22 protein-coding genes and 1 pseudogene are annotated in these 23,303 nt (G+C 69.7%); 10 read left to right on the forward strand and 13 right to left on the reverse strand.

The window, feature by feature from the left end; genetic code table 11:
- Positions 1-12 precede the first annotated feature (12 nt).
- A complete protein-coding gene (locus AC07EQ_RS07130) occupies positions 13-1,263 on the reverse strand; it encodes a cytochrome P450 (RefSeq protein WP_478387031.1) in 1,251 nt (416 codons plus the stop codon).
- A gap of 309 nt (positions 1,264-1,572) precedes the next feature.
- Here AC07EQ_RS07130 and AC07EQ_RS07135 point away from each other — a divergent pair, with 309 nt between their 5' ends.
- The 6 genes from AC07EQ_RS07135 to AC07EQ_RS07160 all read left to right on the forward strand — a co-directional run bounded on the left by AC07EQ_RS07135 (position 1,573) and on the right by AC07EQ_RS07160 (position 8,502).
- The gene (locus AC07EQ_RS07135) at positions 1,573-3,780 is read left to right on the forward strand and encodes an acetate--CoA ligase family protein (RefSeq protein ID WP_478387032.1); all 2,208 of its coding nucleotides are present in this window, start codon (positions 1,573-1,575) and stop codon (positions 3,778-3,780) included.
- A 26-nt stretch (positions 3,781-3,806) separates the two neighbouring features.
- Positions 3,807-5,336: an acyl-CoA carboxylase subunit beta gene (locus AC07EQ_RS07140; protein WP_478387034.1), complete on the forward strand. Its 1,530-nt coding sequence runs from the start codon at positions 3,807-3,809 to the stop codon at positions 5,334-5,336.
- A 115-nt stretch (positions 5,337-5,451) separates the two neighbouring features.
- Positions 5,452-6,825: an acetyl-CoA carboxylase biotin carboxylase subunit gene (locus tag AC07EQ_RS07145; protein WP_478387035.1), complete on the forward strand. Its 1,374-nt coding sequence runs from the start codon at positions 5,452-5,454 to the stop codon at positions 6,823-6,825.
- 4 nt (positions 6,826-6,829) lie between these two features.
- On the forward strand, positions 6,830-7,051 hold the full coding sequence (locus tag AC07EQ_RS07150; RefSeq protein ID WP_478387036.1) for a biotin/lipoyl-binding carrier protein: 222 nt from the start codon (positions 6,830-6,832) through the stop codon (positions 7,049-7,051).
- Between the two features lie 45 nt (positions 7,052-7,096).
- Positions 7,097-7,291: a ferredoxin gene (locus AC07EQ_RS07155; protein WP_478387037.1), complete on the forward strand. Its 195-nt coding sequence runs from the start codon at positions 7,097-7,099 to the stop codon at positions 7,289-7,291.
- 5 nt (positions 7,292-7,296) lie between these two features.
- The gene (locus AC07EQ_RS07160; protein ID WP_478387039.1) at positions 7,297-8,502 is read left to right on the forward strand and encodes an NAD(P)/FAD-dependent oxidoreductase; all 1,206 of its coding nucleotides are present in this window, start codon (positions 7,297-7,299) and stop codon (positions 8,500-8,502) included.
- 486 nt (positions 8,503-8,988) lie between these two features.
- Here the strand turns inward: AC07EQ_RS07160 and AC07EQ_RS07165 are convergent, their stop codons facing one another.
- Positions 8,989-9,456, reverse strand: coding sequence for a MarR family transcriptional regulator (locus AC07EQ_RS07165; RefSeq protein ID WP_478387040.1), 468 nt, complete (start codon positions 9,454-9,456; stop codon positions 8,989-8,991).
- 124 nt (positions 9,457-9,580) lie between these two features.
- On the opposite strand from AC07EQ_RS07165, the gene AC07EQ_RS07170 reads away from it, so the two are divergent.
- Positions 9,581-9,988 (forward strand): hypothetical protein, encoded by a 408-nt coding sequence (locus AC07EQ_RS07170; protein WP_478387041.1) that lies wholly within the window; start codon positions 9,581-9,583, stop codon positions 9,986-9,988.
- 105 nt (positions 9,989-10,093) lie between these two features.
- On the opposite strand, the gene AC07EQ_RS07175 is transcribed toward AC07EQ_RS07170, so the two are convergent.
- From AC07EQ_RS07175 to AC07EQ_RS07185, 3 genes are all read right to left on the reverse strand, one after another.
- On the reverse strand, positions 10,094-10,225 hold the full coding sequence (locus AC07EQ_RS07175) for a hypothetical protein (protein WP_478387042.1): 132 nt from the start codon (positions 10,223-10,225) through the stop codon (positions 10,094-10,096).
- A gap of 633 nt (positions 10,226-10,858) precedes the next feature.
- Positions 10,859-12,886: a hypothetical protein gene (locus AC07EQ_RS07180; RefSeq protein ID WP_478387043.1), complete on the reverse strand. Its 2,028-nt coding sequence runs from the start codon at positions 12,884-12,886 to the stop codon at positions 10,859-10,861.
- 39 nt (positions 12,887-12,925) lie between these two features.
- Positions 12,926-14,167, reverse strand: a complete 1,242-nt coding sequence (locus tag AC07EQ_RS07185; RefSeq protein WP_478387044.1) for an ATP-grasp domain-containing protein — start codon at positions 14,165-14,167, stop codon at positions 12,926-12,928.
- A gap of 861 nt (positions 14,168-15,028) precedes the next feature.
- On the opposite strand from AC07EQ_RS07185, the gene otsB reads away from it, so the two are divergent.
- The gene (otsB, locus tag AC07EQ_RS07190; RefSeq protein WP_478387046.1) at positions 15,029-16,603 is read left to right on the forward strand and encodes a trehalose-phosphatase; all 1,575 of its coding nucleotides are present in this window, start codon (positions 15,029-15,031) and stop codon (positions 16,601-16,603) included.
- A gap of 104 nt (positions 16,604-16,707) precedes the next feature.
- Here otsB and ppk2 read toward each other — a convergent pair whose 3' ends face one another.
- Complete coding sequence (gene ppk2 / locus AC07EQ_RS07195) at positions 16,708-17,529, reverse strand: polyphosphate kinase 2 (RefSeq protein ID WP_478387047.1); 822 nt, start codon at positions 17,527-17,529, stop codon at positions 16,708-16,710.
- A gap of 662 nt (positions 17,530-18,191) precedes the next feature.
- Here ppk2 and AC07EQ_RS07200 point away from each other — a divergent pair.
- Both AC07EQ_RS07200 and AC07EQ_RS07205 read left to right on the forward strand, forming a co-directional pair.
- Entirely contained in the window at positions 18,192-18,380 is a 189-nt protein-coding gene (locus AC07EQ_RS07200; protein WP_358573819.1) for a ubiquitin-like protein Pup, read from the forward strand.
- A 179-nt stretch (positions 18,381-18,559) separates the two neighbouring features.
- Positions 18,560-18,982, forward strand: a pseudogene (locus AC07EQ_RS07205) (universal stress protein); the annotation flags it as partial.
- A 194-nt stretch (positions 18,983-19,176) separates the two neighbouring features.
- Here the strand turns inward: AC07EQ_RS07205 and AC07EQ_RS07210 are convergent.
- From AC07EQ_RS07210 to AC07EQ_RS07240, 7 genes are all read right to left on the reverse strand, one after another.
- A complete protein-coding gene (locus tag AC07EQ_RS07210; protein WP_478387048.1) occupies positions 19,177-20,064 on the reverse strand; it encodes a universal stress protein in 888 nt (295 codons plus the stop codon).
- An 18-nt stretch (positions 20,065-20,082) separates the two neighbouring features.
- Positions 20,083-20,589, reverse strand: coding sequence for a universal stress protein (locus AC07EQ_RS07215; RefSeq protein WP_478387049.1), 507 nt, complete (start codon positions 20,587-20,589; stop codon positions 20,083-20,085).
- Positions 20,590-20,676: 87 nt separating this feature from the next.
- On the reverse strand, positions 20,677-21,315 hold the full coding sequence (locus AC07EQ_RS07220) for a hypothetical protein (RefSeq protein ID WP_478387050.1): 639 nt from the start codon (positions 21,313-21,315) through the stop codon (positions 20,677-20,679).
- A 47-nt stretch (positions 21,316-21,362) separates the two neighbouring features.
- Positions 21,363-21,611 (reverse strand): SHOCT domain-containing protein, encoded by a 249-nt coding sequence (locus AC07EQ_RS07225; RefSeq protein WP_478387077.1) that lies wholly within the window; start codon positions 21,609-21,611, stop codon positions 21,363-21,365.
- A gap of 22 nt (positions 21,612-21,633) precedes the next feature.
- Positions 21,634-22,518: a universal stress protein gene (locus AC07EQ_RS07230; protein WP_478387051.1), complete on the reverse strand. Its 885-nt coding sequence runs from the start codon at positions 22,516-22,518 to the stop codon at positions 21,634-21,636.
- The gene (locus AC07EQ_RS07235) at positions 22,515-22,712 is read right to left on the reverse strand and encodes a hypothetical protein (protein WP_478387052.1); all 198 of its coding nucleotides are present in this window, start codon (positions 22,710-22,712) and stop codon (positions 22,515-22,517) included. Before AC07EQ_RS07235 ends, AC07EQ_RS07230 begins: the two co-directional genes overlap by 4 nt.
- Entirely contained in the window at positions 22,709-23,125 is a 417-nt protein-coding gene (locus tag AC07EQ_RS07240) for a CBS domain-containing protein (protein WP_478387053.1), read from the reverse strand. The genes AC07EQ_RS07235 and AC07EQ_RS07240 overlap by 4 nt, the downstream gene beginning before the upstream one ends.
- Positions 23,126-23,303 lie beyond the last annotated feature (178 nt).

Below are 23,303 nucleotides of genomic sequence, written 5' to 3' on the forward strand. Positions count from 1 at the left end.
TTCAGGCTCCGGTCAGAACGTGACGTTGAGTTCCTTGAGGCTGAAGAACGCCCGATCGTCCCGATAGGACAGATGCGTGACCTCGGGGTCGACGAGCTTCATGTCGGGGAACCGCGCGAAGATCCTGGGCACCGCGACCATCAGCTCCATCCGGGCGAGGTTCTGCCCGACGCACTGGTGCGAGCCGAAGCTGAAGGCGAGGTGCTGCGGTTTCTCGGCGGGGATCTCGAAGTCCTCCCACGTGGTGCGGGCGTACTTGCTCTCGTCGTGGTTGGCCGACCAGATGGACGCGACAACGCCTTCGCCCTGCCGGAAGGTGTGCTCGCCGATCGTGATGTCCTCCGTGGCGGCCCGGCGCGGCCCCATCCGCGCGACAGAGTGCACGCGCAGCAGCTCCTCGATCGCGACGTCCCACCGGCGTTCCCCGGAGAGCAGCAGCGCGAGCTGATCCGGCCGCTTCAGCAGGGTGAAGATCGACAGCCCGATCATCCCAGCGGTCGTGTCGTGCCCGCCGATGATGAGGATCGTGATCAGCGCCGCGAGCTGATCACGGGTGATGCCGCCGACTTCGTACTGCTCCCGGATGATGTTGCTGAGCAGGTCGTCGGACGGATTCGCCTCTTTCAGCGCCGCGTACTCCAGGCCGAGGGCGCGGAACTCCTCGACCGTCCGGTACATGTCCTCCTCCGACAGCGACAGCGTCGTCTGCCGCTCGGTGAGGTCGAAGAACCGCGGGGCGTCCTCGATCGGGATGCCGAGCAGCCGGGTGATCACCGTGGTCGGGATCGCGAGGGCGAACCGGGAAACGAGGTCGGCCTGCCCGGGCTGCGCCGCGAGCGCGTCCAGGTGGTCGTCGACGATGGCTTCGACCTGCTCCCGGTAGCCTTCGACGGCCCGCGGCGTGAAGTACTTGACCACGCACCGGCGCAGCGTCGTGTGCAGCGGCGGATCCTGCCGGATCATGCTGTCGGCGACCATGGGGTGGTTCGCTCCGGGCAGCCCGCGGACCGGGAAGCCCGGCGTCATCGGGTTGGCGCTGAACCGGGTGTCGGAGAGGATCGCCTTCACGTCGTCGAACCTCGTCGCCAGCCACGAGGTCTTCCCACCGCCCAGGTCGACCTGGCTGACCGGGCAGGTGGCACGCAGTTCGCTGAAATACGGTGGATCGTCCAGCGGGCGTTCCGGCGCCGGATCCAGCGACAACTGCCTCAGGTGCGGGCACTCCCCCCGCTGCTCGCTCGTGGCTTCGGTGCGATCTTCCACGGGGACTCCTTGCTGCCTCGTTGCAGGGCCGGGCTCCTGGGATGCGGCCGGCGCGGAAACCCCTCCGCGCCGCGGCTGCGGCCATCATGCGTGCCCGCCTCGGCGCGAGGAAGACCCGACCGGCTTGCGCACCGATCGGGACCGGCTATCGCTCTGCCGGACCGGGGCGAGTGGACAGCCGCGATAGCGATCCGCCATCACCGGTACACGATTCGCGGTATTCCCCGGACATTCCGAGTCCCGCCACACTCGCCGGAGCCACGAGCCGCCTCCCGAACCGGGTGCCGGGCGCCGACGAAGGGAAGACGCTTGATCGAGAACTCCGCGCGGCTGCCGCAACAGCTGCGAACGGCAATCGCCGCCCTCGTCGCCTCCGGGGCTCAAGTCGTGCCGGAGCCCGAGGCCAAGGAAATCCTGCGCAGCAACGGCATCGCGGTCCCGCCGGGCAACGCGCACGCCGATCCGTCCGTCGCGGCGAACGGGCTCGACGGCGACCTGGTCTTGAAGGCCGTGTCGCCGACGCTGGTCCACAAGTCCGATGCGGGCGGGGTTCGCGTCGGTGTCGCACGGGCGGACCTGGCCACGGAGGCGACGGCGATGACGGCAGCACTGGCTGCGCACGGGCATCGGATCGACCGCTTCCTCGTCGAGGCCAAGGCCGACCCCGGCCACGAAGTCATCGTCGGCGCGGTGCGCACGCCCGGCGTCGGCTGGGTCGTCATGCTCGGTCTCGGCGGGGTCTTCGTCGAGCTGTTCGCCGACGTCTCGTTCGGCATCGCCCCGCTGACCGCATCGGATGTGACCTCGATGCTGTCGGAACTCAAGGGAAGCGCGCTGCTGAGCGGGGCGCGCGGTGGGATCCGGGCCGACCTCGATGCGCTGGTGTCGCTCGTCCTGCGGCTCGGCGGCGAGGGCGGGCTGCTCTCGGCACTGCCGCCGGAGATCGTCGAGGTCGACCTCAACCCGGTCATCGTCGATGCCGAGCAGGCGGTCGCGGTCGATGCGCGGATGGTCCTCGCCGCAGGTTCCGAAGCGGAATGCGCCACCGGGGAACGTGCCGTGCACGGTGCCTTCGGACGCCTGTTCCGCCCCCGCAGGATCGCGGTGCTCGGTGCGAGCGCGAGCGGGTCGAACATCGCCAACCGGTACATCGCCGACCTCCGGCGGGCGGGCTTCTCCGGGACGGTGATCCCGATCCACCCCTCGGCGGAGCAGATCGAGGGACTCCCGGCGCAGCGCTCGCTCCGGGAAGTCGCCGAACCGGTCGACTACGCCTACGTCGCGCTCCCGGCCAAGAAAGTCGCGGACGCGCTGACCGCCGATCCCGGCAAGGTCGCGTTCGCCCAGATCATCAGCAGCGGCTTCGGCGAGGTCGCCGAAGGCGTCGAGCTCGAACGGGATCTCGTCCGGCGGATGGAGGCGCAGGGGACGCGCGTCATCGGCCCGAACTGCCTCGGGATGCACAGTTCCGCGGCGCGGGTCAGCTTCATCCCGGACCCGCCGCTCACCGCCGGCGGCGTCGCCGTCGTCTCGCAGAGCGGCGGCCTCAGCGTCGACATCCTGCGGCTCGGTGCGGCGCGTGGGATCGCCTTCCACAGCGTCACCAGCATCGGCAATTCGTCCGATGTGGACGCCGCCGAACTCGTGGAGTTCATGCTCGACGATCCGGACATCGGCGTCGTCGGCATGTACCTGGAGTCGATCGCGGCGGCGCGCGCGATCCTGGACCTGCTTGCGCGACGAGGCTCCGGCAAACCGGTCGTGCTCCTCGCCGGAGGGCGCACCGCCGCCGGCTCGCGCGCGGCGACGAGCCACACCGGCGCGCTCGCGGGCAACCACCGGCTCTGGCCGGCGGTGTGCCGGCAGGCCGGTATCGCGCTGACGGATTCCCTCGAGGAATTCCTCGACGTGCTGCTGGCTTTCGCCACCGTCCGGCTCGACGGTCCGCCACCGGCCACCCGCGATGCAGTCCTGTTCGGCAACGGCGGCGGTGCCAGCGTGCTGGCCACGGATGCGCTGGCACGCCACGGATTCTCCGTGCCGCCGCTGCCGGAGCCGGCGATCGAGCGGATCCAATCGCTCGGTCTGCCGCCCGGAAACGGCCTGGAGAACCCGATCGACACCCCGGCGGGCACGCTCGCGGTGGGCGGCGGCACCATCGCCGGGGACCTGTTGTCCATCGTGCTGGAATCGTCGCCGCCTGCCATCCTCATCACCCACCTGAACGTCGGCATCATCCAGCGGAACCTGGCCGAACGGCACGGCGATGTGACCGGCACGATCATCCGGAGCATCGCCGCCGCGCACGCGCGCACCGGCGCGGCGACGCAGCAGTACCTCGTTCTCAAGGGGGACGGCCGGCCGGACATGGACCGGGCCGTCGCCGATTACACCCTCCAGGCGCAGCGACTCGGCCTGCCCGTCTTCCGCTCGGTCGACGAAGCCGGCCGGGTCGCGCGGTCCCTCATCGACTTCCAGGAACGTCGAGCCGCGCTCGTCTGCACCGCCACCGCGTGAACGACCGTGAAGGGCGAATCCACGACATGACCACCGATCACGAAATCCGGCACGCCGAGCGGCGTGCGCACGCGCTGGCGATGGGCGGCGAACGCAAGCTGACCGCCCGGGCCGAGAAGGGCGAGCTCAACGCCCGCGAACGAGTCGCCCGGCTCTTGGACGAAGGTTCCTTCCGCGAAATGGGCCTCTTCGCGACCTCGAACGTCGATGCCGACCAGCACGTGACCCCCACCGACGGGAAGGTCACCGGCACCGGGCGCATCGCAGGGCGCCGCGCCGGCGTCATCGCGTACGACTTCACGGTCAAGGGCGCGTCCTCCGGAGCCGTCAGCAACAAGAAGATGGGGCACCTGAAGGACCTGACCGCGCGCAGCGGGATGCCGCTGGTCTACCTGGCCGAGTCGACCGGTGTGCGGATGCCGGACGTCATGGGAGGCACCGGGCTCGGCAACGCCAACGACCGGACGCGGTTCCTGCGCCGCCGGACCAACCCGTGGGTGTCGGCGGCGTTCGGGTACTCCTTCGGTTCCGCCGCCTGGCACACCGCCGGCTCGGACTTCGCGGTCATGCGCAAGGGCGCGATCATGGCCGTGTCCAGCCCCGGGCTGGTCGGCCGGGCGACCGGGCAACAGGTCGACGGCCAGGAACTCGGCGGCTGGAAACTGCACTCCGAGGTGACCGGATTCGCCGATGCGGTCGCCGACACCGACGAGGAGGCGATCGACCTCCTGCGCCGGTTCCTGAGCTACCTCCCGTCGCACAACGGCGAAGCACCGCCGATCGCCCCGGTGCCGGAAGGTTCGGCCGGCCGCGGCGCGCAGTTGCACGCGATCGTGCCTCCGGAGCGCACGAAGGTGTACGACGTGCGGAAGGTCATCGAGGTCATCGCCGACCTCGGGAGCGTGTTCCCGGTCAAGGAGCGCTACGGCAAATCGCTCACCACCGCGTTGTGCCGGATCAACGGCCGGTCGGTCGGGGTCATCGCGAACAACCCGATGTTCAAGGGGGGCGCCATCGACGCGTCCGCGTGCGCGAAGGCGACCAGCTTCATCGTGCTGTGCGACTCGTACAACATCCCGCTGGTCTTCCTCGTCGACCAGCCGGGATTCCTCATCGGACTGGACGGCGAGCGCAGCGGAATCGTCGGGAAGGTCATCAACTGGATGAACGCGCTCTCGCTGGCGACCGTGCCGAAGGTGACGGTGATGATGCGCAAGAACTACGGGCAGGGCTACGTCAACATGGGCGGCGCCTGGACCACCGACGCCATGGCCGCGTGGTGGACCGCGGAGGTCAGCTTCATGGACCCGCGCTCGGCGGTCGGGGTGGTGCACGGGATCGACGCCGCCGCGGATCCGGAGCTCTACGAACAGCGGTTGGCCGAGATGGCGAAGGAATCGACCGGCTACGACGTCGCCCGGGTCTACGGCGTGCAGGACGTGATCGACCCCGCGGACACCCGCGAGTTCATCCTCGGCGCCCTCGAGGACAACGCGCTGACCCGGACCGGCGGGGTGGGCGAACACCACCTCAGCAACTGGCCCACGAGTTACTAGGAAGTGTTTGCAAGTGCTTGCGTCGCGGTGCGTGTGGCGGTGCAAGTTGACGGCCCACTCACCAGAAGAGCAAGCGGCTCACGCCGCTTGTGAAACAGACCCTAGGCGGATGAGGATGGAGCGGCAATTCCCCCGGCGACTGCTGGTCGCCAACCGCGGCGAGATCGCCCGCAGGATCATCGCGACCGCCCGGCGCCTCGGCGTCGGCACCGTCGCGATCCACCACCGCGTCGACGCCGGCCTGCCCTACGTCGCCGAAGCGGACATCGCCCGCGAGATCACCGGCGATCAGCCCGTCGGCGCCTATCTCGACATCGACCAGATCGTCCGCATCGCGGTGGAATCCGGAGCCGACGCGGTCCACCCCGGTTACGGCTTCCTCGCCGAGAACCCCGGATTCGCCCGTGCGGTCGTGGATGCGGGCCTGACGTGGGTCGGCCCCGCCCCCGAAGCGATCTCCGCGATGGGCGACAAGGTCGAGGCGCGAAACCGCGTCGCGGCCGCCGGTGTTCCGGTCGGCGGCGGTGCCGGTGCGGCGCTGTCCGATGCCGCCGAGGCGGTTGCGGAGGCCGAGCGCATCGGATACCCGGTCATGGTGAAGGCCGCCGGCGGCGGTGGCGGGATCGGCATGACGATCGCCCACGACGCCGAATCGGTGCGGAAGGAATTCGACCGCACGCAAGCGATCGCGGCGCGCAGCTTCGGCTCCGACCGGGTCTTCCTCGAGCGGTTCGTCGAATCGGCGCGGCACATCGAGGTCCAGGTCCTCGGCCTGGCGGACGGAACGATCCTCACCTTGGGCGAGCGCGACTGCTCGGTGCAGCGCCGCCACCAGAAGCTCGTCGAGGAATCACCGGCGCTCGGTCTCGACCCGGAGGTGCGGCAACGGCTGCACGACGCGGCGGCGAACGCGGCCCGCGCGGTCGGCTACCGCAACGCCGGCACCGTGGAGTTCCTCGTCGACGCGCGGACGCAGGAATTCGTCTTCCTGGAGATGAACACCCGGATCCAGGTCGAGCACCCGGTGACCGAGCTGACGCACGGCGTCGATCTGGTGGAGCAACAGCTGAGCATCGCCGTGACCGGTTCGGTCACCGCGGGGTTCGCGCCCCGTCCGCGCGGGCACGCGATCGAATTCCGGCTCTGCGCGGAAGATCCGGTGCGGTTCTTCCCGAGTCCCGGTCCGATCGAGCAGTGGGCGGAACCGAGCGGGGACGGGATCCGGGTCGACGCCGGGTACCGGGCGGGACTGGCGATCACGCCGCACTTCGACTCGCTGATCGCCAAGATCTGCGTGTTCGCCGAGGACCGGGACCGCGCGCTGGAGCGCGCGCGGGAGGCGCTCGACGGGTTCACCGTCGGGCCGCTGCGCACCAACCTGCCGTTCCTGCGCGAGCTCGTCGATCACCGCGAGTTCGCCGCCGGCGGGTACGACACGAACATCGTCGCGGCCGTCACCGGTCGCGCGACGGCATCCACGGGAAGGTAGGGCAGTGGCGGAAACGATCAATGCCGACATGGGCGCGAACGTCTGGAAGGTCCTGGTCGCAGCGGGTGACGCCGTCGAACCGGACACGACGGTCGTGGTTCTCGAGTCGATGAAGATGGAGATCCCCGTCCTCGCCGAACACGCCGGTTCCATCGCGGCCGTCCACGTCGCGGAGGGATCGACGGTGAACGCCGGCGATCCGCTGGTCGACATCGACGAGCCGTAGGACACCGATGAGGAACGTGATCACCGAACGGAAGGCGGGCGTGCCATGAAGCTCAGGATCGATGCGGGCAAGTGCTGCGGGTCGGGGCAGTGCGTCCTGGCCGCGCCGGCGGTGTTCGACCAGGACGAGGACGGAATCGTGATCCTGCTGGCCGAGGAGGTCGGCGAAGAGGCGGTCGCCGACGTCAACGAGGCGGTCTTCTCCTGCCCCACGGCCGCAATCGAAATCGTCGAGCCCTGACCGCCATGTCCGGGAACCCGATGCGCCGCGTCGTGATCGTCGGAGCGGGCCAGGGCGGGGTGCACGCGGCCTCGAGCCTGCGGCGGCTCGGATACGCCGGCGAGCTGACCCTCGTCAGCGCCGAAGCATGCCTGCCGTACCAGCGGCCGCCCCTGTCGAAGGCGTTCCTCCTGGACGCCGACCCGGCACCCGTCGAATTCCACGACGCGGCGCACTACGACTCGATCGGCGCGACGCTCGTGCTCGGCGACCCGGTGACCGGGGTGGATCTCGCCGCCCGTGAGATCTCGCTGGCTTCCGGCACGACGACGCCGTACGACCACCTCGTGCTGGCCACCGGCTCCCGCCCGCGCCCGGTCCGCGACCTCCACGGTTTGCGGAACGTCTTTCACCTGCACGACCGCGACGACGCAGTCGCATTGGGCGAGCGGCTGCGCGGCGCGCGATCGATGCTGTTGGTGGGCGGTGGATTCATCGGGCTGGAGATCGCGACGGCGGCCGCCGAACTCGGTTGCTCGGTCACCGTCGTGGAGCGCATGTCCTCGATCCTGGCGCACGCGGTACCGCCGCAGGTCGGCGATTTTCTCCTGCAGCGGCACCGTGCCCGCGGCGTCAGGTTCCACCTCGGCCGGTCGGTGGTCGCCCACACCATCGAGGGCGATCGGCTCGTGTCGGTCACCACGGACGACGGCGCGCGGATCCCGGCGGACCTCGTGGTCGTCGGGATCGGCTCCGCGCCGTCGACCGCCCTGGCCGAACGGGCCGGTCTGGTGGTGGACGACGGGGTCGTGGTCGACACCCGGCTGCGGACCTCCGACCCGCACGTGAGCGGAATCGGCGACTGCGTGCGGTTTCCGCTCGACGACCGGCTGGAACGGCTCACCTCGGTCCAGCACGCCATGGACTCGGCCCTGCACGTGGCCAAGCAGATCGTGGGTCAGGACGCGCCGTACCGGCCCGTCCCGTGGTTCTGGACCGACCAGGCCGGGGTGAAGGTGCAGATGGCCGGCGCGCCGCGGGCCGAGCACGACCGCACCGAAGTGACGCCCGGCCCGGCGAGCGGGAGATTCGCGATCCGGCGCTACCGCGGCGACCGGTTCGTCGGTGGAACGACCGTGTCGATGCCTGCCGAGCACGTGAAGATGCGCCGGGAGTTGGCGGCCGAGCTCGCGCCGCCGACGTCTCCGGCGACCGCCGTCGACACCTCGTGAGCACCTCGGCAGCCGACCTTCACCACCACCGGACGAAGAGCCGCGAGGCGAACGATTTCCGGGTCGCCGGGGAGCGGAAAGCCATGCACATCCGATCCTCTGAATCGACTGCTCCCGGGCTGACGATCTACTCGATCGTCGTCAACAAGGGGAACTGGCATCGCGGACCTCGCCCGCGCGTAACCACCCGCACACGCCCAGTTCCGGCAAGTCGCGGTTCGACGTTTCGCCACGCGGTCACCTGGCCGACGTCCGGCGCCGGTGACGCATCCCGCTCCTCACCTCGCACGACTACCGCATGCCGCAGGCGCAACCGCCGGCATATGACGGCAACCGCACCCGGTTGGGGCCGCGCTGCGCAGGGCCGGTACTTTACTTGTCCTCTGACAAGTAAAACAGGAAAGGCGAGGACATGGTCGCAGCCGCGCCGCTCCGGCGGCCAGGAACGGCCGCCCCGGTATGCCGTGGACGGAACCGGGCAGAAGGTCAGGCGAGCATCTCGTCCGGCAGGCCGAGTTCGGTCGCGGCCGCGTAGAAGGCGCTCATGCCGGCGAGCAGGGCATTGCGGCTTCGAGGGCTCATGGCGTCCAAGACCTGTTTGAGGTCCGCTTGACGCTCCCGACGGAACTGGCGGAGAAGGCGGCGACCGTCCTTGGACACCTGGAGCATGACCTCGCGGCGGTCACCCTCGCTGGCGGTCCGGTCGAGGAACCCGGCGGCCTGGAGCCGATCGCACAGCCGGCTCGTCACAGAGGGAATCGAACCGAGCTCGTCGGCAAGGCTCATGAGGTTGATGGCGCCTTGCCTGTCCACGACGACGAGCGCCCGCAGCTGCGACGCCGAGACCTTGGGCTTGATGCGTTCGGCGCTGCGCGACCAGACCACCATGAGCACCCCGACGCCGGCTTCGAGGTCGTCCAGGGCCTCGGAGGAAACAGGATCAGGTTCGCGCACTAGAACAACCCTCCTAGCCGGGTGCATCACGTTCCTTCGCGTACGGGCTCCCGGACGCATTCTGTCACGTCACGATTCAAGATCGCCCGCAGTTGAGCGGGCCCCAGGTGAAGCCGGAGAAATGGTGACCGTCCCCACCCGTCTGGAGTCCATCGATCGAGCCCTGCGGGCCGCTCCCGCGCACGAGTTGCCCGGGGTGCTCGAAGCGCTGCTGAGGCATCATTTCGGCGTTGCCGGGCTGGAGATCTACCTGGTCGATCTGAGGCTTGCGGTTCTGGAACCGGTGCTCGAACCCGAGGGCCCCGGCATCCCCCTGGTGGCAACCGTGGAAGGGCGTGTTTTCTGCGATCAGGTGAGCGTCCAACAGCCGATCGACGAGGAAGTGGCGCTGCATCTGCCGATGACCGTGCGGGGCGACCGGCTGGGCGTGCTCTGGCTGGCTGCACAGCAGTCGCCACCTCGACCCCGCCGAAGCCGTGCGATCGCTGCTCAGCGACCTCCGCGCATTTCTCCAGGACAGCGACCTGGATGACGACGCCGTGGCAGTGTGCGTCGACTGGCTGGGGCCGCACCGCGGTGAGACCTCCGTGGCGCGGGAACGGAGCTGGATCCTGCTCTGACCTGCGCTCGCGGCCCGTCATTCCGGAGCGGTCGCCGGCTCGCGCTCCCACGCCACGTACTCCGCGTCGAGCCACGGCTTGCTGGGGACGTCGTCGGTCACCACGTGCCCTTCGACCGACTGCAGGGCGAGGTGCAACTCGATCGCCACCACGTGCCCCCAGCCTTCCGGGCATGCGATGGGGATCTCGAACGGCTGTCCTTGGTGATCGGACGACGCACGATCCGCGGGCCGGCGACCGCTTTTCCGGGTGCTTTGCCGTTCGTGGCGCTCCCGTACAGGACTCCGTAGTAGCCCACCGTCACCGTCATCTCGGCCGGCCCGCTGACGTATCTCGCAGTGATCTGGCATCCACCACCGGTGGAAGGAGCGGGCATCAGCTCCCACATCGGCGCGTACCCAACCGTGAGCGGCAACTCCGGCCCACCCGGTTGCACCTCTCCCACCACCTGCCCGCAGGCACCGGTGGCATGATCGAGCGACACAGCAGAAGGCGGTCTCTGCGCTTCAGGCGGCCCGCAGCCGTGTGATCCTAGTTGGATTAGTTGCCGATTGGCTATGAATCCGTTCGCGTGCGGTGACGCCAACCTCCGCTTCCCGGCCAAGCGGCACTCGCACATCGCAGTTCCGCGCCGAGCGTTCGGCGATCGATGTGATGCATCGGACAGGCGCCGACGCCACTTGCTTGCCATATGACAAGCAAACTATGAGAATGCGGGATCTATGCGTTGGCACCGCGCAGCAGACCCGGCAGAGGATTCGCGATGCCGGAGAGCACGCGGGTCAGGACTGCGGGTCCTTCGATGCCTGCAGAGTCCCCGGTGGCAGCCGGTCAGCGCCCCAGCTGCGCTCGATGTAGCCGATGATCCGCACGACGTCCTCGACTGGCACCCTCTCCGGCTCCCCACGCTCGAGCGGGTCGGCGTGGAAGATGTAGAGCCGCGACGCGAACTGGCCGAACGGCAGCGAGGCCTCACCGAACCGCTCACCGTTGCCCGCGGTGGAGACCACGACGCCGTCGCCCCAGTCCTGGCCGCTGTCGTTGTTCGGGTTGAAGAAGTACACCCGCATGACGTCTTGCGGATCCGGCGCGACCCGCAGGATCGTGATCGCGTGCCAGCCGACGTAGCGGGCCGCGCTGTCGGTGACGGCGACGCCGGCCGGCTGTGGATGGATCACCGGCTGCCCACCGTTGTAGGACGGGTGATAGCTCGCGTGGAACTGCCGCAGGAACTCGTCGAGGCCGACCAGCCTCCCGGTCTCGACCTCGACGTTGATCCAGAATCCACGAGCCGCCCACCAGCCGTGGAACTCGGGGTTGACCCACCGGTGCGGGTCCCCGGGCCGATCGGCGCAGCGCCTCCCCATCTCGGCGTAGATCCGGTCCAGGTGGGGCACCACGAGCAACGACACGGGATCCAGGTCCATCGGCACCTTGTTCGCGACCCCGGACGCGCTGTCCTTCGACGAGACCGGCTGGCCCTCGAAGTGCATGATGACCTCGTCGTCGCGGGCCGCCCAGACCACCACCTGCAGCAGGTAATCCGGGTCGTTGTAGGCCCACATCGACAGCGCGCGGGCCGACTGGCAGGTCGGATTGTCGCCCTGCCCGACACCGAGCGGCTGGCCCAGCATCGACAGTACGCCCGCGGTCAGCCGTGCCTTCGGCTCCGGCTGGTCGCCGAACACCGCCGCCAACCGCTCCTCCGCGACCGGCGAGAGTTCCAGAGCCAGCTGTCGCCACAGCGCGGGCACCACCGGCGGCTCGTAGAGGATGCCGCGGTCGAGCAGCAGTGCCAGCCCGTAGATGCACTGCGCGGTCTGCGGGTGCACGGCCCCCTCGATCAGCCGATGCACCAGATCACGGTAGCGCAGCAGGCAGTTCCGGCCGGTGTCGGACAACCCGAGCGCCTCGCCGACGAGGTAGTCGCTCTCGTGCAGCAGGAACCGCAGCAGCTCCGCGTGGTACGGCGACACCAGACCGATGTCGTGCATCGCCCGGGCGAACCCGGTGGCCTCGTACTGCAGACCTCCGGCGTCCATCGCCTCCAGCCTGGAGCGGAAGACCTCGATGCCAGGGTCGTCCCGGCACGCCTCGGTGGTCCCGAACAGGCTGGTGATGAGCCGGTCGAGGCCCTGCCCGGAGGACGCGCCCAGGTCGACGTCCGGATCGCCGCGGTAGATCGCGATCCGGGTGATCAGCGACTGCACCTGGTCGACCTGGATCGGGCGCTGGCGCAGGATCCGCCAGATCTCGTCGACCAGCTTGCCCAGGACGCTGTCGTAGCCGATCTCGTCGGCGAGGTGCCGGAACAGGTCCCGGATCAGCTGCGCGGTCCGGCCCTGCCGGGTCCGCTCCGCCTCGCTGGGCGGGGTGAACAGCAGCTCCAGGTTCATCGCCAGCGCCTGGGACAGGAACTGGCGGGCGTCCTCGGCGGAGAAGGTCGGGTGCGCGAAGTCGCCACGCGCGACAGCGAGCATCCGCAGCTCGCTGGTCGCCTCCACCACGACGGTGTCCGCGTCTCCGCTGCGCAGCCCGGGGCCGACCAGCGACGGGAGAAGGATCTCCGGAGAAGCCCAGTCCGTCCCCGCGAACAGACCGGCCTCCTCCAATGCCTGCGCCCGGGCCTGGACCGCCGCGGCGCCGCCCGGCTGCAGCAGCACCCGCCGCAACGCTTCCAGGACCCGCCGCAGCTTCGCGTGCTTTCCGAAGTCGCGGGTCTCGGCCATGGCTTGAACAGCGGCGTCGAGCGAGGCCACGCGCTTGTCCAGCGTCGTGACCTCACCCGTGACGTCGGCGGTCGGTTTCAAAGGATTCCCTCGGGTAGGTCTCCTGCGTCCACGGAGTCGTCAGACGTAGAAGTCGAGCTCTTCCTGCTTCTTCAACAGTTCACGCATCCGGTAGGGGTCGTCACCGAAGAAGTACACCAGACCCCAGTGGTTGCCGAACGCGGTCCTCTTGGTGACCGTCTCCTCCAGCGGCGCCGAGAGGTCGTGCGACTCGTAGTAGTCGTCGTCCTCGGTCGCCTCCGGGATCTGCAGGTCGGCGACGACCCGGCGGCGCGGGTAGACGCCGAAGCAGCCCGCGACCCCGGACGCGTCGGCGACCTCGCGCGGGAAGAAGGCGTCGATCTCCTCCTCGGTGGTCTTCGGATCGAAGGCCAGGACCAGGCCCTGGTAGGCGTTGAACCCGTATGCCCGCTCGAGCAGCTCGAAGACCTTGAAGCCCGGCGGCCGGTAGGCGACCTCGCCGAAGTACATCTCGCCGTCACTGGTGACGAAGTACTCCGGGTGCACGAAGCCGAACTCGATGTCGAACGTCTTGATGAGCTTCTCGATCTGCGCCGTGATCTGCGACCGGTACCTCTCCAGTTCCGGGGTCGCCGGAACGAACACCGAGTACCCGAGCGTCACGTACTCGGAAATGTTGAGGAACTTGATCTTCCCGTTGTGGATCCACGCCTCGACGGCGAATTCCCAGCCGTCGAGATGTGATTCCATGAGAACCGGGAACTCCTCGTCCGGAATCGTGTCGATCTCGTCGGGGGTGCGGATGACGCGGTGCCCGAGACACCCGGCCTTGTCGAACGCCTTGACATGGATCGGGTCGTTCGGGTCGCCGTCGAGCTTGAGCAGCGTCTGATTGACGCGCTTGAGGAAGCGGATCACGTCCTCCCGGTCATGGGCCTCCTCGAAGATCCCGACCCGGATCCCACCGAGCTGCGCGCGACGCTTCATCAGCGCCTTGTCCCGCAGCAGCATGGCCTGGCCGAACAGACGCGGGTTGTCCAGCAGGACGGAGTTGATCGCCCCCGCCCACTCCACCGTCTCCTCGAACAGCGGGATCGCAACGTCGACACCCTCCGCCTTGAGGGTCTCGGCGATCTCCATGGAGCGGTCGTTGAGCCGCTCGAAGTTCCACCGCACGTAGGGAATGTCGTGCTCGGAGCAGTACTCCTCGGCCCAGTCCGGCGCCACGACGACATAACGTCGATCGAACCGGTCGAGAGCCTCCACCGCGTTGAGACTCCATCCAAGAAGCGCTACGTATCCCTTGTCCGAATTCTTGATGGCCGGTTCGGGCTGTGGCATGGACCGCTCCTCCGCATCGGCGCATTCAGTCTTGCGACGGCGTCGCGGACACAACCGTACCCGGGGATGATGTTTCTTCAGCGTGCCGAAGCAAAGAATCCGGCGCCAACCTCGTACTCCTGCGGCCTGCAACCCCAATCGGCGCAGCCGGCCGGTGACATCGTCGCGCGCTCGATGCACTCGGATTTGCTTGCCGCGTGGCAAGCTGTTGGTGCCGCACTGGATGCCTCGGCCGTGCCGCGAGCCGGGGCACCGTGGAAGTTTCAGCCGAACGGTTGCAGGCGCCACGCACCGTGTCGGTGCGCTACTGTTGTGCACGAACATGAGCGGGGCGCGAGGTGGATTCCTCTGCTCCGCAGGTGCTGCCACTGCCCCATCAGAGGGCCGCAGACGGAGGCTGTGGGCCTGCGGACGGGAACAACCGACCGCACGGCCTCGAGCGGCGAGCACCCCGGGCGGCTCGCGGTCTCGGAGTACCCGCTCTGCCGTCGGTCCCCGAAGCCAACGGCCAAGGGCCGCTCCGCCAACCCGACGATCACGGCGAAGCAGCGACATCACCCTAACCCTTTCGTTCGCATTTGAAAACATCCTTCCGCGAGGTCCACCCGAAGCCGAATGCCATGGTGCGCGTCGGGGGCTCCGGTGGCCCACAGCTCCAGCGCGGGGGCCACCGCAGGGAACCTCCTGAGGACCACGGGGACGGCGACTGGAACACGTGCTGGAGCGGTCCCCGGCTTCTGCAAGAAGTGGATCAGCAGGACGCTGCACGAGGACCTCTGATCGCACGCCGGAGGGAGGGCGGGTGGAACTGCGCGGTGATCTGGGTATTCCGTGGGGACGCCGTACCCGCACGGAGCCATCATGGCCGCTACGAGCATCGATCCGCTCCGCCACCACGCGGTGCTCTTCGACTTGGACGGGGTGCTCACCGACACCGCCGCGGTGCACGCCGCCGCTTGGAAGCGCCTGTTCGACGGGTACCTGGCCGAGCGCGCGCCGGATCCGCCGGAGGACCACCTTCCCTTCACCGGCGACGACTACCTCCGCCACGTCGACGGCAAGCCGGGGGTCGACGGCGTGCGGGACTTCCTTCGCTCCCGCGGCATCCGATTGCCGCTGGGCAGCGCAGGCGACGCGGCCGGGCGGGAAACCTGCCACGGGCTGGGCAAGCTCAAGGACGGCTACTTCCGCGATGCCCTCGACGCCCAGGGCGTCGCGGTGTTCGACGACGCGATCGCGCTGATCGAGTCGTTGCACCGCCACGGCGTCCGGACCGCCGTCATCTCCGCGAGCGGGAACTGCGCCGCCGTCCTCGAACGAGCCGGGATCGCGCACCTGTTCGGCGTTCGGGTCGACGGTGCGGTGGCGGAGGAACTCGGGTTGCCCGGCAAGCCCGATCCCGCCGTGTTCTTCGAGGCCGCCCGTCGGCTCGGCGTCCGGCCATCGAGCTGCGCGGTCGTCGAGGACTCCGGGCCGGGTGCCGAAGCCGCCAGGTCCGGTGGATTCGCCCTGGTCGTCGGCGTTGCCCGGTCCGGTTCCCCGACCAGGCTGCTGGAAGCGGGAGCGGACGTGGTCGTGCCCAGCCTCGCCGGTGTCGCCGTCGCCGGCTCCGGGGAACGCCGCCTGTCCGACGTGCCCGACGCGCTCGACCGGTGGTCCGAGATCGCGGATCGCCTGCGGGGCCACCGCCCGGCGGTGCTGCTGGACTTCGACGGCACCCTCGCCCCGATCAGGGACGATCCGACCGCGGTCGGACTACCGGCCGGGACCGGCGAGGTGCTGCGGGCTCTCGCCCGGCACTGCCCGGTGGCGGTGATCAGCGGCCGCGACCTGCGGGACTTGCGCGAACGGGTGCAGGTCGAGGACGCGTGGTGCGCGGGCAGCCACGGCTTCGAGCTGGCCGGGCCCGATGGCACGTCGGTCGTGCAGCAGTCGGGCGAAACCGCGCTGCCCGACCTCGACGAGGCCGAACGGCTGCTGTCGACCGAATTGCGGCCGGTGGCCGGCGCGCTGGTCGACCGCAAGCGGTTCGCACTCGCCGTGCACTACCGCAACGTCCGGCCGGACGAGGTCGAGTCGGTGATCTCCATCGTGCGCCGGGTCGGCGACACACGGCCCGGGCTGCGAACGACGCACGGCCGACGCGTCGTCGAGTTGCTGCCGGACATCGACTGGAACAAAGGCAGGGCGCTGCGCTGGTTGCTGAATCGCATCGGGCTGGTCGGCCACGACGTCGTGCCGGTGTTCGCCGGCGACGACTACACCGACGAAGACGCCCTGCGCGAAGTGCACGACGACGGCATCGGCATCGTGGTGCTCAGCGCCGAACACGGCGACCGCCTGACCTGGGCCCGGTACTCCGTCGATGGACCGCGCTCGCTGTGCGCGTTGCTCTCGCACATCGCATCTCTGGTGCAAGAAGGAAATCCGAGCTGAGCGCACGCGCCATGAACGATCGTCCTTTGTGGAACAATTCAGCCTCCGCGGCGGTCGTCGATCATTTCGCGAACCTGCCGATGGGGCCCGGGGCGGTCGACGCTTCAGAGCGCGGCGGCGTGGTCGGGTACGTAGGTGTAGTTCTCCTTGGGCGGCCGCTCGTAGTCGCCGGGCCGCGGTCGAGCCGGCAGGTCTACCCGGGGGCGCGGCACCTCGCGGTACGGGATGCTGGAAAGCAGGTGCGCGATCATGTTGATGCGGCCCCGCCGCTTGTCCTCGCTCTCCACCAGGTACCACGGCGCCGTCGGCGTGTCGGTCGCCGCGAGCATCTCGTCCCTGGACTTCGAGTACTCGTCCCAGCGGGACACCGATTCCAGGTCGATGGGCGACAGCTTCCACCGGCGCATCGGATCGTCCACGCGCTTGCGCAACCGCCGTTCCTGCTCGGCCTGGCTGATCGAGAACCAGTACTTTCGCAACAGCAGGCCGTCCTCGACGAGCAGGCCCTCCAACACCGGGCACTGCCGCAGGAACAGGCGGTACTCCTCCTCCGTGCAGAACCCCATCACACGTTCGACGCCCGCACGGTTGTACCAACTGCGGTCGAACAGCACGATCTCCCCCGCCGCCGGCAGGCGCTCGACGTAGCGCTGGAAGTACCACTGCGAGCGCTCCCGCTCCGACGGCGCCGGAAGCGCCACGATCCGCGCGACCCGCGGATTGAGGTACTCGGCCACCCGCTTGATGGTGCTGCCCTTCCCGGCCGCGTCACGCCCCTCGAAGACCACCACGAGCCGAGTGCCCTCAGTGCGGACCCACTCCTGCAGCTTCACCAACTCGCTCTGCAACCGGAAGAGCTCGTGCTCGTAAACGGGCCGCGGCAGCCGCTTCCCGACCCCGCCGGCCTCGCTCTCGCCACCGGCCATTCCGATCACCTCCAGTCCGCACACGACCGGCGCGGCGCGGGGAAACGCCGGGTCGATCGTCCACAGTGGTCACGTCGCACAGCCGGATCACCGTCCGCGGAAGACGCTTCCGGCCAGGACCTGGGGGCGAGCTCCGCGGCCAACGCCATGGCGGCACTCCCCGCACCACGGGTTTCCCGCCCGGGTACCCGCCACGGGGTCGGCCGGAACGGAGTCGGTCGGCCCTGGTCCGCGCCGGTCGCGCGACCGGACCGTGGACATCGCTCACCCTTCAACCGCCACCGGGATCGTGCCGGCGGTGCGACCCCGCCGGTGGAATCTCCCGGCGGTTCGGGTATCCCACGAGCACATCGCGAGCGAACGCAAGGTCACCATGGCGGCCACGAGGATCCGCCCCACGGCGCACGCCTGTTCGGGCACCGCAGGCCGGCGGCGGGGCCCGCAAACCGCCCGGTTCTCGCTGGAGAACTCGCTCCCCGCTCTGACACCTCGTCGCGAGGCTGTTCCCCATCCGCGTGGAAGCCGCCGGAGTGGATTGGGACGAGGGTCTCTAGCGACCGCGATCGTGCTTCGCGACGCTTGTCGGACGGGCGCGACTCGCGGCCGCTTGACGCCGGCAGCAACCGGGCGTTGGGGCACGCATCGACCGCAGGAGGTGCGGAATGCGCCAGGAGAAGGCTCGCCGACACACCCACCACGACGAAGAGCTACCAGAACCGCGAACCCGCGGTGCGGACAGGCGCGACGAGCTCGACGATTCGACCGATTCCCTCCTGGAGGAGATCGACGACGTCCTGGAGGAGAACGCCGCCGAGTTCGTTCGCTCCTACATCCAGAAGGGCGGCGAATGAGCCACTTCCGATCGAACGGCGTCCGGGGCGGCCTGCGCAGTGTGCGGCCCTGCCGGAAAGCGGCCGCGACGCCCGCGCCGAGCAGCCGGTGGGCGAACTGGAACAACGCCGCCCCAGCCGGGCTCATTTTCCGGCGCTGATCCGGGGTACTCGGGGGTCGGACGGCGGGGAGGTCTGGCATGGCATCGAGCGGGCGGGTGGTCGTCGGCGTGGACGACCACCCGCACAGCGGCGCTGCCCTGCGGTACGCGTTCGACGCCGCCTCCCGGTACGGATCCGAGCTGGTGGCCGTGCAGGTGTGGCAGGACATCGAGTACGCGCCGGTCGTGCCCCGCATGGAGTACGAACTGGCCGACCTGCGCGACGAAGCGCTGCGCGGAGTGGCCGAGCAGCTCGCCGGGTGGGCCGAGTCCTATCCGGACGTGCCCGTTCGCAAGGTGGCCCAGCGGGGGCACCCGGTGGCCGAGCTCGCCGCCGCAGCCGAGGATGCCCGGCTGCTCGTCGTCGGCCACCGGGGGCGCGGCGGATTCACCGGGCTGCTGCTGGGATCGGTCGCCGCCGGCGTGCTGCACCACGCCTCCTGCCCGGTCGCCGTCGTCCGGGCCGGAGGCTGCGCAGGTGTCGTGAGTGCCTGTGGTCGCCATAGCAGCCACAGACACTCACGACCCAGAGGCACAGGCATCCCGCACAGAGGATGGAAAACGCTCAATTGAAACCTGCGCCCCATCAGTGCCCGAAGGAACAGTTTCAATTGAAACCTGCGGGGTGTCGTGAGTGGCGGCCTCGGTGGGCGGCGTCATCCGGCGCGCAGGACCGCGACCGGGCAGTGCGCTCGGTTGACGACCGCGTGGCTCACCGAGCCGAGCAGGCTGCGCCGGATGCGCCCCCGCCCACGACTCCCCACGACCAGCAGGCTCGCCTCCTGGGCCTCGCCCATCAAGGCCTCGGCGGGCTTTTCCGGCGTCACCACCCGCCGAACGCCGACATCGGGATACCGTTCGCCCCGTCCAGCCAGGGAAGCGGCGAGCGCTTCCTCGGCTACCTCGCGCACCTCGCTCCAGGGCAGCTCCCACTGCTGGACGCGGGCGAAGGGGTCCAGCGGCAGGTCGCTCCAGGCGTGCACCGCGACGAGTTCGCCGCCGTGGCGGGAGGCGAAGTCGTAGGCGAAATCGATGGCCAGGCGGCTGGCCGCTGAGCCGTCGACGCCGACGACGACCGGCCCCGTGCCGGGCTGCTCCCGGTCACCGCGGACCACGACGACGGGAGCCCCGGTGCGCCGGGTCAGCAGTTCCGCCGACATCGAGCCCAGCACCCCGAGCTCCACCCCGATGCGCGGCCCGCCGAGCACCAGCACCTCGGCCTCCCCCGCCATGTCCGCCAGCACCTCGGCCGGATCCCCGAACGGCATGCTGCTGTGCACTTCCAGTTCCGCGTCGATCTCCTGGCAGCCGGCGACCAGTTGCGCGAGTTCGTGCCGCAGGATCTTCTGCAGCGGCTCCAGCAAGTCATCTTCGCCCGGCACCTTGATCGACGTGTGCTCCGCGAACGGCCACGTGAGCACGTGCACGAGCAGCAGCGGCCGACGTCGGCTGGATGCCTCGCGTGCTGCCCACCACACAGCCCGGCGAGAGGACTCCGTCAGGTCGAACCCCGCCACCACCGCCTTGCGACTGGTCTCGGTCATCCGTTCTCCCCCTTCGGCCTAATCGAGCGCGGGATCGAAGGAGACCACGCCGGCCTGCGCGTCGTCCCCGGTCTGCTCCGGCATTCCCTCGGGGACCACCAGCACCGGGCATCGGGCCTGGTGGATGCACCGCAGCGCCGTGCTGCCCAGGATCACGTCGGCGATCCGTCCATGACCACGATCGCCCAGCACCAGCATCGCGGCGTGGGCGGACCGTTCGGCCAGCACCTCGGCGGCATCGCCCTCGACCAGCTCGGCGTGCACTTCCGGCGTCGTGGTTCCGCCCATGCAGCCCCGCACCAAGCTCTTCAGGTCCTCCCAGTGCTGATCCCGCACGTGGTGCGGAGCCAGCCCGGGGCTCATCAGGATCGGGCCCGGCCCGGCGAGCACGGCATGCGGCGTCCAGGCCATGACCGCGTGCACCGGCACGCACCGCCGGCGTCCCTCCGCGAGGGCCCAGCGCAGCGCCCGCGCGCTCGCATCCGATCCGTCCACTCCCACCACGAGAACCCCGTAACCGGTCACGGTTCCCACCTCGTCTAGCGAGTCCACTTCGGTTCGACATGCGCCCATTCCCGTTACCACGCAACCGGTTTCCACGGGGAACAACGCTCACGGACGCGCCTGCCCGGCCGCGGTGCGCAGGGTGGCCCGCATGATGGACTTGACGAACGGCGACACCGTCCGCCAGTACAGCGTGAAGATCCGCCGCGTGATCGGGTCGTCGAGCGTGACGCGGATGTCGTAGGTGGCCAGGCTGCTGCGGCGGCCGTAGGGGCGCACCGAGAACGACGCCACGATCTTTCCCTGGCCGGGCTTGCCGTACTTGGCGAACTCCTTCGCGGTCACCTCCTCCATGCGCACGATCGGCGTCCAGAACCTGCCCACCGCACCGAAGACGACTTCCTGGCCCGGCCGTTCGCCGAGCAGCACCCAGTCGCCGCTCGCGCACAGGTCGTCGTAGGTCAGGCGGGTCGGAACCCGAGGCGGAGCACGGCGTTGGAGCCGCTCCGGCAGTCCCCGCACCCACATGGCCAGATCCGCGGCTCGCGACCCGATGGTGAGCAGGTCGAGATGGCGCAGCGCGCGGTACACCGCCTCCGGCGGCGCGTTGACGACCAGGTGCTCGACCGCGCCCATGTCGTAGCGGGCCGCGAAGTCGTCGACGTTCACCGAGCGCTCCGTGACCTCCCACTGCGCCGAAGCGGTGTCAGGGGGCTGGATCCGCGTCCTGTCCGTCTTGTCGTTCATCGGCCCTCCTCCCCTCGTCGAAGAAAGCGGAACACCCGATCCGGCCGTCACGTCCGGCGTCTTCGTTCGGTCAGAGCCGTCCTCCGGCGCCGGTACTCCTCCTCGTCGATCTCCCCGCGGGCGAAGCGCTCCGCCAGCAGCTCTTCGGCCGTGGCGGTGTCGCGGTCGCCCTGCCCGGTGCGCTGCAGGTAGCGGACCAGCGCGACGATCGCCGCGATGACGAGCGCCCAGAACAGGACCATGCTCACCGTCATCATCGTCAGGCCCCACATGCCCCAGCCGTAGCCGTAAGGCATCACGCTCGCCTCCTCTGCTCGTTCAGCGTGCCACGATGAGCGGGCACGGCGCGTGGTGCACCAACTGCTGGCTCGTCGAGCCCAGCACCAGACCGGTGAACGCCCCGCGCCCGCGTGCTCCCACGACCACCACCTGCGCGTGCTGCGCGTGTTCGAGCAGGACGCGTGCCGGTTTGCCGTTCGCCACGATGCGCCGGACTTCGACCTGGGGGTACTTCTCGTGCCAGCTCACGAGGCGCTCCGCGAGGATGCGCTCCTCCTCCTGCTGGACCGCTGCTGCGCGGCCCTCGGCGTGGAAGCTGTACCAGGCTTGCTCGGTGCCGGCGGCGTGCCAGGCGTGCACGGCTTCAAGAGCGGCACCGCGCATCGCGGCTTCCTCGAATGCCGTCTTCAGCACGCTTTCCCCGGCTGGTGTGCCGTCCACGCCGACGACGACGGGCGCGTCGGGGGCTTCCACGCGCGACCGTCGCACCACTGCGACCGAAGAATGGCCGTGCGCGCACAGGCCGATCGCGACCGACCCGACGAGGAGTTCGGCGAAGCCGCCGAGTCCGCTGCTGCCGACGACGGTGAGCTGCGCGTGCCGCGACTCGGCGACGAGCACGGGTATGGCGCCGCCGGCGACCACGAAGGTCCGCACCTCCAGACCCGGGGCCGCTTCGGTCGCTTCTCCCTTGGCCCGGTGCAGCCATTGCTGGGCTTGTCTCGCCATGGCGCTCGCGTACGTTTCGGGCACCGGTGTCGTCGGCAGGTCCGGCAGGTACGTCTGGGCGAGGACGTCCGCGAAGACCACCCGCAGCCAGATGCCTCGGTGGTGGGCCTCGGCGGCGGCCCAGCGCACGGCGTCCAGCGCCGCCGCGGACCCGTCGATGCCCACGACGACCGGTTTCTCCTGTGCTGCGGTCATCGTTCCCCGACCTCCGGTTTCGCGGGAAGGCCGAATCGCATCAGCGCCTGCGGCCCCGCGGTGCGGCCGAGCCGCTGCGCCAGGAGCTCGGCGGTCCGCCCGTGAACCGGCAGTTCCCACGGGTGGGTGTTGTGTGCACAGTGGACGGCTTCACCGAGCACGGCGGACTCTGCCTCGGCCCTGGCGACGCTCATCGCGAACCCTCCTCCTCGGGCTGTGCGGCGGGGGTTCCGGCGATCCTGCGGACGAGGTCGACCGCGGTGAGCACGCCGCACACCCGCCCGTCCCGCATGACCAGGACGGCATCGGTGTGGGCGTCGATCATGCGTTGTGCGGCGACGCCGATGTCGTCGGTGGCGTCCACCCGGGGCCCCGGGGCCGGGCACAGCGAGCCGACCGGAGCGGTCGTCTTCGGGTACTGGGCCGCGATGCCCTGCAGCAGATCCGCCGCGCTCACCAGGCCCAAGGCGTCGTCGTCCACGATCACGGCGAGGTGGTGGACGTCGCGCCGGTACATCTCGTACAGCGCGCTCATCGCGTCCAGCTCGGGCCGGACGGCGACCACGGGAGTGCCGGCGAGATCGAGCGCGCTTGCCTGAACGGTCATGTTCCACTCCGAAAGGCCCTGATCCGGCTCGACCGTCGCGCAGCCCGCCGCGGTCCGGCAAGGGGAGATGGTCACTGGAGTTCCGTCGGACGTGGGGCTTGCGGATGGAGGGGTCCTCGGGTTCGCCCGGCTCCAAGCGGATGCGTCGTCGGGTTCCACCAGTCTCCGCAGGAAGTAC

The organism is Saccharopolyspora sp. NPDC045839, assembly GCF_056431645.1.